General features: G+C 39.7%; 11 protein-coding genes. 1 reads left to right on the forward strand and 10 read right to left on the reverse strand.

The annotated features are described in order from the left end of the window. Positions 1-414: 414 nt before the first annotated feature. Genes mukB through cmoM form a run of 4 tightly spaced genes read right to left on the reverse strand, consistent with a single transcriptional unit; the run spans position 415 to position 7,676 of the window. The gene (mukB, locus tag PSF09_RS02305; protein ID WP_272683409.1) at positions 415-4,860 is read right to left on the reverse strand and encodes a chromosome partition protein MukB; all 4,446 of its coding nucleotides are present in this window, start codon (positions 4,858-4,860) and stop codon (positions 415-417) included. Further along, positions 4,860-5,585: a chromosome partition protein MukE gene (gene mukE / locus PSF09_RS02310; protein WP_004256187.1), complete on the reverse strand. Its 726-nt coding sequence runs from the start codon at positions 5,583-5,585 to the stop codon at positions 4,860-4,862. The genes mukB and mukE overlap by 1 nt, the downstream gene beginning before the upstream one ends. Beyond that, positions 5,566-6,891 (reverse strand): chromosome partition protein MukF, encoded by a 1,326-nt coding sequence (gene mukF, locus PSF09_RS02315; protein ID WP_272665309.1) that lies wholly within the window; start codon positions 6,889-6,891, stop codon positions 5,566-5,568. Before mukF ends, mukE begins: the two co-directional genes overlap by 20 nt. Continuing rightward, positions 6,888-7,676, reverse strand: coding sequence for a tRNA uridine 5-oxyacetic acid(34) methyltransferase CmoM (cmoM, locus tag PSF09_RS02320; protein ID WP_272683410.1), 789 nt, complete (start codon positions 7,674-7,676; stop codon positions 6,888-6,890). The genes mukF and cmoM overlap by 4 nt, the downstream gene beginning before the upstream one ends. 354 nt (positions 7,677-8,030) lie before the next feature. Between cmoM and elyC the strand changes: the two genes are divergently transcribed. Further along, positions 8,031-8,858 carry an envelope biogenesis factor ElyC gene (gene elyC, locus PSF09_RS02325; protein WP_210839486.1) on the forward strand — a complete coding sequence of 276 codons (828 nt, stop codon included), beginning with the start codon at positions 8,031-8,033 and terminating at the stop codon, positions 8,856-8,858. An 87-nt stretch (positions 8,859-8,945) separates the two neighbouring features. On the opposite strand, the gene kdsB is transcribed toward elyC, so the two are convergent. From kdsB to PSF09_RS02355, 6 genes are all read right to left on the reverse strand, one after another. Continuing rightward, a complete protein-coding gene (gene kdsB / locus PSF09_RS02330; protein WP_272683411.1) occupies positions 8,946-9,692 on the reverse strand; it encodes a 3-deoxy-manno-octulosonate cytidylyltransferase in 747 nt (248 codons plus the stop codon). A 5-nt stretch (positions 9,693-9,697) separates the two neighbouring features. Next, entirely contained in the window at positions 9,698-9,877 is a 180-nt protein-coding gene (locus PSF09_RS02335; protein ID WP_115167639.1) for a Trm112 family protein, read from the reverse strand. 138 nt (positions 9,878-10,015) lie between these two features. Beyond that, a complete protein-coding gene (locus tag PSF09_RS02340) occupies positions 10,016-10,231 on the reverse strand; it encodes a cold-shock protein (protein ID WP_004909576.1) in 216 nt (71 codons plus the stop codon). A gap of 399 nt (positions 10,232-10,630) precedes the next feature. Continuing rightward, complete coding sequence (gene lpxK, locus PSF09_RS02345; RefSeq protein WP_272683412.1) at positions 10,631-11,629, reverse strand: tetraacyldisaccharide 4'-kinase; 999 nt, start codon at positions 11,627-11,629, stop codon at positions 10,631-10,633. After that, positions 11,626-13,371, reverse strand: a complete 1,746-nt coding sequence (gene msbA / locus PSF09_RS02350) for a lipid A ABC transporter ATP-binding protein/permease MsbA (RefSeq protein WP_210839492.1) — start codon at positions 13,369-13,371, stop codon at positions 11,626-11,628. Before msbA ends, lpxK begins: the two co-directional genes overlap by 4 nt. 36 nt (positions 13,372-13,407) lie before the next feature. Further along, positions 13,408-15,810, reverse strand: coding sequence for a DNA internalization-related competence protein ComEC/Rec2 (locus PSF09_RS02355; RefSeq protein WP_272683413.1), 2,403 nt, complete (start codon positions 15,808-15,810; stop codon positions 13,408-13,410). Between the last annotated feature and the right edge of the window lie 328 nt (positions 15,811-16,138).

Raw genomic sequence — 16,138 nt, forward strand, 5'->3', positions numbered from 1 at the left:
TCCACCTTAATTTACTACATGGATAACAATTTTTTTATTATAATTACAATTTTATTGTATTTAATTTTAGCAGTAATGTTATAGGAATAGACTAATTTTCCTTTTTTCAGATTATATGCAGTTACGTTAACGATTAGTGAGAAAAAGAATTATTTTCATCATGAGGAGTTCAAAAATTTATTAGTGCTTTAAACATAGATGAATTTTATTTTAATTAAAAGCTTTACCCAACGTTTTCTTCACCACTTAATCCCATATAAAAAAAGTGGTTTTTATCATGGGATAATATATTTTAAAAATCGGGTTTTATTCAAATTAATTAATACTCCTGTGAAACCGCTTTTATGTTATTTGTTAAATATAAAAAAGCCGATATTCATTCCTAAATACCGGCTTTCATTTTATTCACAAAAATTATTGCTGCAATGAGAGTGCTTGTACATTCGGGTTTTCTTGTCCAAACCCTTTTAAACCAACAACATGCACATGCTCATGTGTACCAATTACTTTACGAACTAATTTATACGTCGTGCCTTTCTCTGGGCTAATGTTTTCTGGTGCGGCAATAATCAATTGCATTTCAAGCCTATCGCACAGCTCAAATAATGTCGCAATAGATTTAGCATCTAATCGCGCAGCTTCATCTAAGAATAATAAACGACAAGGAATAATATCTTTCGCACGTAAACGACGAGACTCCTCTTCCCAGCTCTGTACCACCATCACTAAGATCGACATCCCAGTACCAATCGCTTCACCCGTTGATAACGCGCCACTTTCTGCTTTTAGCCAGCCATCTGAACCTCTGTTCACCTCCACGTCTAACTCTAAGTAATTACGGTAATCAAGTAATTCTTCACCTATCGTTTGTGGCAACCGCTGCCCAACATCCACTTGTGGGTTAAGGCGTTGATACAATTTCGCCATCGCTTCAGAGAATGTTAACCGTTGGCTGGTGAACAAGTCTTGATGCATTTCACTTTCTTCAGAAAGCACACTGAGTAACAACGCATGACTTTCTCGAATATTCACATTGAGGCGAACCCCTTTAACCTGGCCAAACGCTACCGCTTGCAGCCCTTGGTTTAGCATACGAATACGATTTTGCTCGCGCTGAATGGTTTTGCGAATAATATTTGCCACACTTTTTGAACTGATCGCCAATTTTTGCTCACGCGCTGTTAGCTCTTCTGTTAAACGCGCCAGTTCAATTTCCATTTGCTCGATTGCATCAATCGGGTCATCTGTACGAATAATATCTTGGCGAATACGTTCACGTAGGTGTTGGTATACCGCGATAAAGAAGTTTATCTTCCGCTCTGGGTGTTTTGGGTCTTCAGATAAACGCAATACATCACGTAAATGCTCGTTATCCGCAACCGCTAAACGCAGCGCACCCAAGGCTTTATCCGACATCGAACGTAAGCTATCACCGTCAGTATAGGCCAGCTCACGGCGATGTAGACGACGCTCAACGCCATTGTCTTTCACCAAGCGCATGACCGCACACCAACCGGCTTTTGCTGTCACTACCTGCTCACGCAGCATATAGTAGTCTTTTTCTAACTTACGAAGACGCTTTTGTAAGTTATCCATTTCAGCTTCACATAACGTCAGCTGTTTTTCTAACTGGTTAATACGACTACGATTTTCCATGACTCGCTGGTGCAGTTCATCACGTCGAATTCGAGCACGTTCTTGAGCATCAGGATCCGCTTTTACGCCAATTTCTTGCATTTCAACTTCGAGTTCTTTCAACATCTCTTGTTTGGTATCGAAAGAACTGCGTAACGAAGCGAGAACTTGATGGAACTGTGCACTTTGTGCTTGGTGCTGACGCAATTGTTCACGAGCACGTGTACGTTCAGTTTCTGCCTGCTCTAGACGCTGGCGTAGTTTTTCATTCAAGTCCGCATTTTCATTCACCATCCCCGTTGAATCACTGTAACTAAAGTGAGCACGGCGCTGAACGACTTCGACTAATGCAAAAGCTTGCTGTTTAGCATTTTGTTGGCTGTGTTTTGCTGACTCATAATCTTTGCGTAATTGCTCGTGTTGTTCAGGGTCACTGAGCAATACTGTCACAATCGGTTCTAATTTTTCTAACGCATGACCATGTTTATTCAGAAAATATGCGGCTTCTTCCGCTTCCGTTAGCTCTTCGCTTATCTCTTCGACTCTGTCCACCAATGTTTCATCGAGTAATAACCCCATCTGAGGTAATAAGCGATTAAGAGCAGCAAGGCTTTCTTTGCCTTGTGCAAATTGTTGACGTTGTTGCTGAGTTTGCTCTTCAAACTGTGCCAAAGCACGTTCAATTTCCGAACGTTTCTGATTAAGCGTACGAATTTCAGCTTCAGGATCATCTTCAAAGGCCACCGAAATATGTTGACCAATAAACCGACTGAATGCTTGGTGTGAACGCTGAATTTTCTGTACGTCAAATGATAAATTCGCATAACGCTCAGCCAACTCATCACGCTCAGCAGTTAATGACTCTAAATGACTTTCACGAGCTGCACGACCAAACAAAGGCAATTCAGGATAACGAGAGTAACGCCATTGACGCTCAGACGAACGGACTAATACCGCACTTTCAAATTCTTGCGCATCAAAAACGCTGTCATCGAACGATTGAGGATCCCCTTCGATAAAATAAACATCATCAGGGCAATCTTGTAATGTTTCTAGCTGGCTACGAACCACAGATAAGTCTTGAACCACAATACCATGACGAGCTGGGCCATATAATGCAGAAAAATAAGCCGCATCTTCGATGGTAATATCATCATAAATTTCAGATAACAAAACACCATTAAAGCGCTCTGCCAACGCTAACATGCGGCCATCTTCAGCACCGCTTGGCTGGCTTAGCCGCTCTATTTGCTTTTCGAGATCTTTACGTTGCGCAGCAACTTCATCTCGTTCAACCGTTATTTCCCTTTCTTGTTCTAGGAGTTGCTGCATAAATTCAGTCACTGCAGTACTTGACTCAAACGTTTCATGGGATTGCTCATTAAGCTGTGTCAGAGCTTCTTGAGCCATAATCCATGCGGGAGCTTTAGATGAAAGTTGGCTAATACGCTGGCGAATTTGTTCCAATTCTTGGCGCATTTGCATCCGTCTTTCGCCACTCTCATTCACACCAACACTAAGTTCCTCTTGTTGTGCTTCCAGCTCAGCCATTAATGCGTCAAGCTCATCTGGCTCATAGCTTTGCCCATGACGTTTACAAAATTCTGCCAACATACGTTCTGCATTTTGCTGGCTATTCAAACGCTGTTGTAATTCAGAGAGTTGCATACGTAACGGTTGCACTCGCTCCGCTAAATGCTGTTGAGATGACCAATCACGCAATAACGCCCGCGCTTGTTGGTATGCATCACTGCGGCTCACGTCACCTACCATACTTTTAACTAATTGATAGGCTTGCTCAAATTGGCTATGTGCGGCATCCGCCACACTCATTTTTTGCTCAAGCGCTAATAATGCTTGAGTTGCTTGTTGCTCACGCGCTTCGAAGGTATCTAACCATTCATCTGCATTATCAATGGATAATTCAGAAAGTTGGCATAATTCACGAGCACGCGTTAAAGCATGCAACGCTTGTTGGTACTGAATAGCACGTGTTTGTTGTACATCCAACGCTTGTTGGTAATCGGCGAGTTGGTTTTTTAGTTCATCAACTTCAATTTCAGCGGCTTCAGCTCGTGCCTCATACTCATCTTGAGTTTCAGTCGCTTCAGCAACGACTTCACTTTGTTCTTCAAGGCGATAAGTCAGCTCTTCGATATCCGCCTGATATCGATCTATCTTCTCTTGCTGACGCAGTGCGGCTTGCACTAAATTCAAATGGTCACTGGCTGCTTGGTAGTCCGCTTCTAATTCTGTAGAAGCTCCATTCTGCTCATTCAACTCACGCGCCATTTCGACACTGCGGATTTGTTCAATTCGCAATTGTTTACGGCTGGCTAATAACTCATTGCGCGCAGCCAGTGCTGCATCAAGGTGAATCCGTCTTTCATTGGAATGGCGCATATAATCCGCAGAAACATAATCAGTCGCCTGGCTAATCAAATGTTTGAATAAGTCGCGGTCAGATTGCGTTACACGAATGGCTTCTAATGTTAAACGGTTTTCACGCAAAGCCGCTTCCATATCTTGGAATGCTTTACGTACCCCACTGTTTTCTGGCAATAAATAATCACGTAATGAGCGGGTGATTGCGCTAGAAATACCGCCATATAGTGATGCTTCAATTAGTCGATAATATTTGCTTCGATCACTCGCGGAGCGTAAGCGTTTAGGTAAAACCCCTAATTCAAATAAAACCGAATGATAGTCTGTTATCGAGTTAAACTGCTTGAATAAGATCCCGTCTTGTTGCTCAAGGCGTTCTTTGAGTTCATTCAGTGGAATGACTTTGGCTTGGCGCCCATCAATCACTTCAGTCAATATTTCTGTCGGCACAGTCGCTAAAGGAATACCTTGAACCATAAATGGCTTGATATCGACTTTTTTATCGCGCCCAGCGACTTGCTGTAAACGCACTCCCACCATAACACGCTGATGCTTCGAGTTTAATACATCCAAAATAGCGTAGCAGACCCCAGGGCGTAATTTCCCATGCAAGCCTTTATCACGCGAACCTGATGTCGCACCAGCTTCCGTTGTGTTACGGAAGTGAAGTAAGGTTAAATCGGGGATCATCGCGGTAATAAACGCCGCCATTGTGGTTGATTTGCCAGCACCATTACCACCCGATAACGTAGTCACTAATTCATCAAGGTCAAAAGTTCGGGCAAAAAAACCGTTCCAATTCACCAGCGTCAGTGAGCGAAATTTTCCGCGTTCAATCATTATTCTTCATCCTCATCACTTTCTGCCGGTTCTTGACTCTCTTCGCCATCCTCTTCATCACTGTCTTTTAGTGATAATTCACCGTCAAGAGAGATAGCTTCACCATCACGGATCATCCGTAACTGCGCATCTTGTGGATTATCACCACTGCGCACATCGGCACCAAAACGGAATACAGATTCACTAATAATAAATTTACTCGAATCATTTTGCAGGAAATGCACCATTCCCAAACGGCGTAAGCGATTAAGTGATGTTCTTAATTTTTCCTGCAATTTTTGTTTATCTAGGTCAGAACCTGTCGAACGTTGATTAACAAATTTAAGTAATTTGCTTTCATCCGCTAATGATAACAATTCTTCAAATAACTCTTGTGAGGTAAAAATACCTTGGTTACTCAAGCGTTCAGGGCTGAGATAGAGATAACAAAGAATTTTGCCGACCATCATATCTAATTCAGATAACACGGAGCGAGGTATTAAGGTTGTTGAGCGCGGACGTAAATAGAAGAAACCTTCAGGGGCGCGAATTAGCTCTACGTTATATCGTGCATAAAATTGCTCTAATGCTTCCTGAAAATCCATTAAAAATGCGTGGTTATCGAGGTCATCAACACTAATATGGCGACCTGAACGCAATTGGCTGTCTAGCTCTGGAAAAATCGGGTTAGCTAATGCTTGAGCCAGTTTAACTGGCATAAATTGTTCAATATTTGTCGATGACATGTGCCTGTACCTTGGCTCCGTGATCATTAATAGCTTGCCATTCTGCCGGTAATCCCGCCAAATCAGCCTCTGCGATACCTAATTTAACAGCTTGGTCGATAATAATTCGAGCAACATCAAAATGACGTTTTTGTGGATATTGCAGTAAGTAGTCATGCAACACACGGCCCACATCGAGTGGCCGCTGCTCGATTTTATAAATGGCTAACTCAATTTCCATTAGCTCTGCAAGCTGGTCATTTAATTCACTAAACTCTTCAAATTCAAGCTCTGGAGGTAATTCACCCGTGACTTCTTCATCATGCAACGCGAGCTCTTCATCACGCATATCGAATAATCGATCCGCATTGGCGTAAGTGAGCGCCCAAGGGCTATCAAGGTAATGCTGAACGGATTGACGTAACCGCTGAGAAAAAATTCTATTTTTATCCATATCGATGGCCGTACGGATAAACTTATGAACATGACGATCATAACCAATCCATAAATCGATAGATTGTTGACCCCAGCTAACGATACGGTCTAATTTATTTTGCAGATCAAAAATAAGCCTATCCACTAAGTCCGAGAACACCAGCGCATTCATATTGGCTTCTTGGATACGTAATAAATTCGCTTGCAGTTTATCCCCTGCGGCTTCTAAGGTGTCTTGCAATTCGCGCAATGTACCTGATGTTTCTGACAATAATTGCTCACAGTTAGCGATAGCCGCCTGCCAGTCTTGATTTAATAATGCCGCAATATCTTCTTTTACTGAATTTTGTTGTTCATCCATAATGCGTTGCGATAAATCAATACTGTCAAAAATTTCAGCAACTGAATATTTTAGTGGAGCAAATACATAACGGTGCCAATAAAATTCATCCCCCCCTTCCTCAGCGGCTTCAGCGGCACGTTGTAGTTCTCCTGCAACAATAGAAAGCTGCATGGAAAGTCTTAATGTTGAGAATTCTCGCTGACGAATATAATAATCGCTGATACCAATCCCCAAAGGGGTTAGACGGTAAATTGCATTACCTTCAACAAGGTCACTAGCAAAACGGTTAAATATCTTCTGGCGAACCATATCATTGATAGCATTATTGGCTCTTACCGCCAAAGATTCAGTCGTCTGTTCAAACCCTTTGCAAACCTCACGAAAGGCATCAATCAGCTCCCCTTCACTCATTTCACCATTGACTCTTTCACTGTTTAATACCGCTACCGCCAGCAAAAATGCTAAACGTTCAGCAGGAAGTGAAATTGAAAAATCATTTTTTCGTGCCCAAGACACAAGTTCAGGGACGGTCTGGGAAAAATCACTCATAAATCGTCCTTTTGTATTTGTTTGCGTGCCATGACATGAATATAACGCCCCATGCTAATATAGGGTTCTTCACGGCAATACTGCTGTTCTAATGCCAACAATGCCGGAAAATCTTTTTGCTGTAACTGCCGACTTTGTAAATAGTCATGGAATACCCTAACACCACTTTTACCGATGATTTGCATATTACACTCCTCCAACCAAGTATCAACTTGATGAGGAAAAAGCGGGTTTTGTGGTGATAACGAGCGTTTACGACGACGTTGAATATGTGGCGTTGCAAGATGAAAATTTCCCAAAATTGCGTTACGCATCACCAAGCCATTTGCATTATAGAACATGACAGAAAATACGCCTTCAGGTCTAATTATATCTACCAGTTGTTCAATTGCATATTTTTGATCGCTAATCCATTCAAGTACTGCATGAAATAAAACAAGGTCGACTGGTTCATCAACATACTGAGCTATGTCTTGCACTGCACAATGAATAAAACGCATGTTATCGCTTATGCCTTGTTTCTTGGCGAGTTCACTGGCACGCTCCAACATCTCTTCGGATAAATCGCAAAGTATCACTTGATGCCCCATTTCGGCAAGTTTGCGTGAAAAATGCCCTTCACCACCGCCTGCATCAAGTATTTTTAGGGTTTTACCCTCAAATTGGCTGCACAATAATTGAGTTAAATCTTGCCAAACTACCGCTTCTCGTATTTTTCCTTTTGTCGTTCCGTAGATATTTTTTGCAAATTTATCGACAATATCATCAAAGTTGCGGTCTGCCATGTGCTATCCGGTTGCCTATCATCTATTATTTAAAGCGGTTTATGAGCCAATTTGTCGCGAAAAAACGTAAAATGGTTGATTACATCCTGATACTGAGAAAATTAATGCTAACCAGAAATATTCTCACATTACATTGTACTTATCACATACAATGCCAAGCGACAGTTAAGGCAGGAATTATAACAGATAATAGCTATATTTTTGCATAGTACTTTATTGTACTCAGTAAATTTCGATTTAGTGCTATTAAACACTAACTTGTTATTTTTACGCCAATTTAGCTGCTTTATTGCGTTTTTTTCTGCAAACACCACCACAACGATTGTTCGATAACTCTTAAGAATAGGCTTAGTTATGTTATTTCTCTTAAAAAAATATATTGGTTCGCTATTGATGCCATTACCATTATTGCTCATCGTCGGGTTTATCGGGTTACTTTTGCTGTGGTTCACGCGCTGGCAACGTTGTGGGAAAGCATTTGCTACCCTAAGTTTAGTTTTAATAACCCTATTAGGGTTACAGCCTATTTCAGATACTTTGCTTGCTCCTGCAGAAAAACAATTTAATAAACGCTATGAACTTATCACTGAAACTCCACCTCAAGAGGTACGTTACATTGTTGTACTCGGGGGCGGTTTTACATATAACCCTGATTGGAGCCCAAGTTCTAACCTATTGAATAATAGCTTACCTAGAGTGACTGAAGGCGTCCGCCTTTATCTAAAACACCCCGGCAGTAAACTCATTTTCACTGGTGGTAAAGCAAGTAGCCCTATCAGCAGTGCCGAAGTTGCCGCACAAGTTGCGCAATCCTTGGGTGTTCCCGCACAGGATACGATCCCACTCACTGAACCCAAAGATACACAAGAAGAAGCTTATGAAGTTGAAAAAATTATTGGGAAATCGCCTTTTTTATTAGTCACTTCTGCTAACCATTTACCTCGAGCGATGACTATGTTTACTCAACGGGGAATGAACCCTTTCCCTGCACCCGCAAACCAGTTAGTTATCACGAGTGAAATTAATCCATGGGAGAAATACATCCCTTCCTCATATTACTTCGGTCATAGTGAACGTGCTTGGTATGAATTTCTTGGTACGCTTTGGTGGCATTTAAAACCCAATAACACACAAACGTTAGAAGAGCAGCTTGCCACGCCTGAAGTTATTACCGCTGAATAGTAACAAAAAAGGTGTAATCTATTGAGATTACACCTTTCATTTAGCTAAATCGCATATTAGCTATTCCAGCTATTAGGGAAATGCTGATTACTGAATAAATTGCTTTCTAACTAGTTCAAGGTCTTCAGGGGTATCAACACCAGCACCTGGTGTCGTTTTCGCAACATCCACATGAATTTTCTCTCCATACCAAAGCACCCTAAGTTGCTCTAACATTTCGATTTTTTCTAATGGGCTTGCTTCCCACTTAATATAACGGCGAATAAACCCTGCACGATAAGCGTATATACCAATATGACGTAAAAAGGTATCACCTATTGTGTCTTGGCTTTTCGCAAAGTTGTCTCTATCCCAAGGAATGGTTGCCCGAGAAAAATACAATGCATAACCTTCGTGATCAGTAACAACCTTCACAGCATTTGGGTTAAATGCTTCATGAGCATCATTAATAGGCACAGCAAGTGTCCCCATTTCAGCTTTGCTCCCCTGAAGGTTATGAGCAACTTGGCTGATAATCTCAGGTGGAATTAAAGGTTCATCACCTTGCACATTCACGATGATTTCATTGTCAGAGAAAGCGTAGGTATCAATAACTTCAGCCAACCTTTCAGTTCCAGATTGATGGTCTGGATCCGTCATACAAGCTTCGCCACCTGCTTCAATCACCGCTTTAGCAACATCAGCGTGATCTGTCGCAACTATCACTCGACTAGCACCCGATTTAATCGCTTGCTCCATCACTCGAACAACCATCGGCTTGCCATGGATATCGGCCAAAGGTTTACCAGGTAGACGTGTTGATGCATAACGAGCAGGAATAATAACCGTAAACATGATGATTACTGGCCTTCATCTAATGAAATAGGGCGCGCTTCATTTTCTAGCAATACAGGAATGCCATCACGAATTGGATAGGCTAGATGATCAAACTTACAGATAAGTTCAAGGTTTTCTTTGTTATAACTCAATTTGCCGTGGCATACAGGACAGGCAACGATTTCAAGTAAACGGTGATCCATGTTTTCTCCCGAATGGATTTTAACTCACTTGGAGTCAGGATATCACATGCAGATATCACCGTTAACTTTAATCTTCCTGAATAAGATCTCCTGCAGGAGATGAGAGGATAAAGCAGGAGAAATTGTTCTGTTTATTATTTAATAAGCAATAACGTCAGCTGCCGTTACGCCATCCGAATTACGAGTAACAGAGAACTCAACGTTTTGACCTTCGAATAATGATTTGATTTTTTTATTAGCAATTGACTTTGTTGTCACAAATACATCATCACCACCATTGAATGGGGAAATAAAACCGTAACCTTCTTTTGCGTCAAACCATTTAACTCGACCCATATGTAATTGAAAATTCATATTAAAACTCCTTTTGTTCTGAGAACAATATTTTTATCTTTGTATCATTACTCTTTCTTGCTTCCCATTTATAAATTGCCGATCTATTAATACATCAAAGAGTAATTAAACTTTACCAATTCATGCGCACAAATCATTGTGCATATTTTATAACGCTCATAAATGTAGATTTCAGACACCGCAAATCTACTGAGAAGTTAACAGTCTATTTTGACATTATGATGACAAAATGCAGTGACAGCGACTTTACAGTATAGATTGTGCGAGGATATGAAGACTAACTAAAGAACGGAGCGTGAAATTTAAGCTAGTATGAAATCCAATTATCAATGTATTGCATCTAGATACATAATAAGTGGATCTATATCACATTGGCGATATTATTATCACAGAGGAACGTTATAGACAAGTTTTTTTGTTATTTGTAATAAGTTTTTTTATTCCACTTAAGATTTTTTCAGCGTCTGTCGGCTGTAATTGTGCTTGGATAGGCAGGAACCACCAATTCGGTTGTGCAAAAGCACGACATTTCACCGCATCCTTTTCGGTCATTAATAAGTTTTGCTCATTTTTAACTAACCGCGAAAGCTGTTTTAATTCATATGACTGATGGTCAGCAAAAGCATAAGTGTTAATGACATCTACCCCTTTGTTTTCTAATGAGGTAAAAAAACGAGGTGGATGACCAATACCTGCCATTGCGATAACCGCAGGTAATTGTGTAACCGCTCGTTTTTCACCACTAACAAGGTTACAAGCAACATCACCTTCAAGGGTCATTAAGGCTTCATTTTCTTGAGCTTCACCGCCGTTAACAACGACAGCATTAACACTCTTCAAACGCCCAGCCCTTTCGCGCATAGGCCCTGCAGGCAACCACCAACCATTACCAAACCGACGTTGACCATCAATAACGACAATTTCGTAGTCACGTTGCAATGCATAATGTTGCAGCCCATCATCAGTAATAATCACATCTAATGGAAATTTCTCTAGTAAGGCTTTAACTGCATCACTACGCTTGGGGGCAACCGCTACAGGAGATTTAGTACGATGAAAAATTAATACGGGTTCATCCCCTGCAACTTCAGTTGTCGTTGTTTCATCGAGTATCAGCGGGTACTTTTCAGATTTACCACCATAACCTCGAGAAACAACACCCACACGGTAGCCTTCTTTGGTAAGTGATTCCACTAACCAGATAACAACAGGGGTTTTACCATTTCCCCCCGCTGTCAGGTTTCCAACCACTACCACTGGAATTGGGGCTTTCCATGAACGTTTTAGCCCGATTTTATAAACCACATCCCTAATTACCGTTACTAACCCATACAGGAAAGATAACGGCAGTAATAAGAGATACAGCCATGATTTACCAGACCAAATACGTTCTATCATTGTTTAAATTGAATACTATGTAATTGTGAATATGCGCCATCTTGAGCTAATAGCGATGCATGGTTACCACGTTCAATGATTCGCCCATCTTGTACAACTAATATTTCATCCGCATTTTCTATCGTAGATAGTCGGTGAGCAATGACCAAGGATGTTCTATTTTTCTGTAACTCGTCGAGGGCTGCTTGAATAGCACGTTCAGACTCTGTATCTAGTGCAGATGTCGCTTCATCAAGAATAAGAATTGGAGCGTCGCGTAGAAGTGCGCGAGCAATCGCAATTCTTTGACGTTGTCCGCCAGAAAGCATCACACCATTTTCCCCAATAACGGTATCTAGGCCTTTTTCAAGTTTAGCAATGAAATCCATTGCATAGGCCATTTCTGCAGCTTTCTCTATTTGCTCACGGCTGTAGCTACCATCTGTTGCATAGGCAATATTATTCGCTATTGTGTCGTTAAATAGATAAACATGCTGAGAAACTAACGCGACTTGGCTACGCAATGAAGACAATGTGTATTCACGGATGTCATGGCCATCAATTTGAATAGACCCTTCATCAATGTCATAAAAACGTGTAATCAAATTTGCAATTGTGGATTTACCTGAGCCCGATCGCCCAACTAAAGCAACTGATTTTCCTGCTGGCAAAGTAAATGAAACATCGTCTAACGCAGGATGCTCTTTGGTTGCATAGGTAAAGGTGACATGCTCAAATTTAATATCACCTTTAACTTCTTTAAGTACTTTGGTTCCATTATCTTTCTCTTGTTCAGAATCTAAGATAGCAAATAAAGTTTGGCAGGCCGCCATACCACGTTGGAATTGAGAGTTAACGTTCGTTAATGATTTTAATGGGCGCATCAATGCAAACATTGATGAGAATACAACAGCAATTGTACCTGAAGTTAGCTGATCACGAATTTCAGGAAAACTCGCAGCATATAGGACAAATGCTAATGCAAATGATGCAATTAACTGAACAATAGGGTCTGAAATTGCTGAAGCGGTTACCATTTTCATATTTTGGCGGCGCATATTGTTACTGACTTTATTAAATCGCTCAGTCTCAACTTTCTGCCCACCAAAAATTAAAACTTCTTTATGGCCTTTTAACATCTGTTCCGCGCTAGCCGTCACATGCCCCATACCCGTTTGCATGTTTTTACTGATCTTACGAAAACGTTTGGAGACAATACGAATAGTGACGGATACAACGGGGGCGATCACGATTAAAATAAGGGAGAGTTGCCAGCTATAATAAAACATCATCGCAAACAGCCCGATGATATAAGCACTTTCCCGAATAATTGTAATTAATGCCCCAGAAGAAGAGGATGCAACTTGTTCTGAGTCATAGGTAATCCTAGATAACAGTGTTCCTGTCGATTGCTGGTCAAAAAAACTAACCGGCATTCCCATCATATGACCAAATAATTTACGGCGCATGTTCATCACGACTTTACCTGCAACCCACGAAACACAATAGGTTGAAACAAAGCTAGACCCACCACGAACAATCATTAATCCTAACACCGCGAGCGGAAGCCATTTTAAAACGTCATTATCTGCCTTATCAAAGCCTTCATCCAATAAAGGTTTTAATAAAGAAATCATAAACGCATCACCTGCTGCATTTATGATAAGTGCTATTGCTGCAACGATTAAACCCGCTTTAAAAGGCGCTATTATCGGCCACAAGCGACGAAAAGTTTGTTTTGTCGAAAGGTCTTTATCATTCATACTTTTAATTACCAGACTTAATGTAAGCGCACTATTCTACTCGGGAAATAGCGGTAAGCCAAACCACAGATGATACCAGCGGGGCTGAATTTCATAGCGATAACGTGAAACCTGAATTTTTTCCTTTGTAAACCATAAAGTTAACTGTCCATCTTCTGCTGTATTTAACCATTTAATATTACTATTTTTATATCTAAAATAGACTTTTGGCGATGGAATTTTCCATGCACTGTACCTTGCTGATGATACTGCCACCATTGAAGGTTGAACATTTCTTAACAATAAATCTGTTGATGAAGTGCTGCTTCCATGATGTGGAGCGAAAAGAAGAGTCGAACGTAATTGGTTCTTGTACATTGCAACAAGTGATTTTTCCCCTTGTTTTTCGATATCCCCTGTTAATAAAATTTTATGGTGGCCATCCGTTAATTGAATGACACAAGAATCATTATTATGCGATATCGATGCTAACTTTTCAGGCCATAATACTTCAAAAGTTAATATCCCCCACCGCCATTTTTGGCCTTTAAAACATGGAAGGTGTGCCATATTTTTTATCTTATTAAGTTTATTATTTTTTTCCCTGTATGCCGAAGTTTTTTGTGGCCCAAAACTACTTCTTACGCTTAGCCATGGATATTGCTGGATTAAATAATTAGCCCCTCCAGTGTGATCGAAATGATTATGGCTTAGAATTACTCCAATTGGGGTTATATCATGATATTTAAGGAAAGGAATAATTTGACGCTGGGCATTGCTATCCCCTTTCCATGCATTACCTGTATCATAGAGTAACGCCAAATTATTTTGTTCTATCACAACAGCCAAACCGTGTCCGATATCTAATACCGTCATTCTCCAGCCTTCTTTGAATTGTTTACCACTTCCCCTTTCTAAGAAAATTAAAATAACCACACAACTAACAAGCCCGAAATAACGCTTGTACCACTTAAATAAGACAACAATGATACTTAGCCAACATATTAAGAATAAATAATAAGGGACATTGATGAATTCTGACCAAAAAGTACTTAAATAAGGTAATGGCTTTAACCCTAAGCCTATAACGCTATCTATCACATATAAAAGAGACTGCTGAACTACTTCTATTGGCACTAAAAATACGACTAAAATAGCAGGAACAACACACCAAGAAACGAGTGGGACAAACCAAAGGTTAGCCACTAAGCCCATTACGTTAATACCATTAAATATGATAAGTTGCATTGGAATAAGTAATACTAGTAAGCCAATTTGTAAGTGTATTAATCCTATAATTTTTCCCTGTACGCCTTTAGCTAAATAATATGGTAATGGAAATATTGATAACCAATAAAGAATGGCTAGAACAGCGAAACTAGACAACCAAAAACTATCTGACAAAATCGCCAATGGATCAAATAATAATATTCCAGCTATACTCCAAAGAGCCCATTGCCGAACAAAATACCTTGCTGGTTTATTTCTAATATATATCCATAATAGTAAGGCAAATAATGCTCGAGTCGCAGGGATAGCAAACCCCGAGATCCACGCATAAAAAATAGCTAATCCCAAACCTATTACTGTTGGCAGTATTTCATTGATATATTTTATTGGTAAAAGGTATTGAATTCCCCGAGCAATAAAAATGCCAAACAAGTAAGCTAAGCCAATATGCAAACCTGATATGGCCATTAAATGTGTTAAGCCCGTTTTTTGTAGTAAATAAGTTTGATCTGTGGGTAATAAGCTTCTATCACCAAACATGAGTCCATAAATAACCCCTTTATTAGACAATGGATTAATTAGCTCCATATAGTTATAAATGATTTTTTGCCTTACAGAACACCTCATTTGTAATGGTTTTACTTTTTGGCTTTTCAAAACCCCTATAATTCTATTAGCTAAATAATAGCGTTGTAGATTAATTCCACCTTCATTTAGTGAGCTGTGCAATGGCCTTACTTTGCCATTGATTCGCCAAGATTGCCCTGCACAAACAGATTCTTTTGTTTTCCATGTAACATATAAAGGCGGAAAAACAATACGGTTGTTAATTTTTTCAATACGTACTTTGATTTTTTGCTCTTTGTTATTCAAAGGAGTACCAACAATAACCACATCAATATCATTATTTTTGTTAGATAGGTAATTAACATGATTAATAATGTTAACTCCATGCCAATTACCCCATAGATAAAATATAATAATTAGTGCTAAAAATTTCCCTAACTTGCCAAATAGAAAAAAAATCATTAACAACGTAAGAAATAAAAAAACAAATAACAATTCACTCAACATTATAATTTTAGGTATAAATAAAAGTGGTAACGTACCAAAAATCAATGCAATAGAAGCCATTGTTATCGAAATAGGTAAACTTTCACTAACGATTGAATTATATTTTTTGAGTCTATTTTTTAGCCACCTTATTATGTAGATGATATTTTTTATCAATTTTTGTATCCCTACATAGCATTTGTTCGCTTTAGTTTATTTATTTTTATTAATTTTTTAAGTTTCTTTCTTTTATTTTACGTAGCGCTTTCCAATATATTTTTCACTTACAAAAAAGTACATATTCGTTTGCGAGGAGCTTCGCAAAATATCGATATACTACTCAATATGGTTTTGAATTGGTTTTAATATTTTTTATAAATATAGAGAATAGAGAGGTGTTGGTGTTGGTGTTGGTGTTGGTGTTGGTGTTGGTGTTGGTGTTGGTGTTGGTGTTGGTGTTGGTGTTGGTGTTGGTGTTGGTGTTGGTGTTGGTGTTGGTGTTGGT

It is taken from the genome of Providencia sp. PROV141 (assembly GCF_028481645.1).
Taxonomy (GTDB): Bacteria; Pseudomonadota; Gammaproteobacteria; order Enterobacterales; family Enterobacteriaceae; genus Providencia; species Providencia rettgeri.

What these genes read in the sequence shown, in the direction of transcription:
- mukB (WP_272683409.1), bottom strand. Translation starts at nt 4,860, where the DNA reads ATGATTGAACGCGGAAAATTTCGCTCACTGACGCTGGTGAATTGGAAC.
- mukE (WP_004256187.1), bottom strand. Translation starts at nt 5,585, where the DNA reads ATGTCATCGACAAATATTGAACAATTTATGCCAGTTAAACTGGCTCAA.
- mukF (WP_272665309.1), bottom strand. Translation starts at nt 6,891, where the DNA reads ATGAGTGATTTTTCCCAGACCGTCCCTGAACTTGTGTCTTGGGCACGA.
- cmoM (WP_272683410.1), bottom strand. Translation starts at nt 7,676, where the DNA reads ATGGCAGACCGCAACTTTGATGATATTGTCGATAAATTTGCAAAAAAT.
- elyC (WP_210839486.1), top strand. Translation starts at nt 8,031, where the DNA reads ATGTTATTTCTCTTAAAAAAATATATTGGTTCGCTATTGATGCCATTA.
- kdsB (WP_272683411.1), bottom strand. Translation starts at nt 9,692, where the DNA reads ATGTTTACGGTTATTATTCCTGCTCGTTATGCATCAACACGTCTACCT.
- PSF09_RS02335 (WP_115167639.1), bottom strand. Translation starts at nt 9,877, where the DNA reads ATGGATCACCGTTTACTTGAAATCGTTGCCTGTCCTGTATGCCACGGC.
- PSF09_RS02340 (WP_004909576.1), bottom strand. Translation starts at nt 10,231, where the DNA reads ATGAATTTTCAATTACATATGGGTCGAGTTAAATGGTTTGACGCAAAA.
- lpxK (WP_272683412.1), bottom strand. Translation starts at nt 11,629, where the DNA reads ATGATAGAACGTATTTGGTCTGGTAAATCATGGCTGTATCTCTTATTA.
- msbA (WP_210839492.1), bottom strand. Translation starts at nt 13,371, where the DNA reads ATGAATGATAAAGACCTTTCGACAAAACAAACTTTTCGTCGCTTGTGG.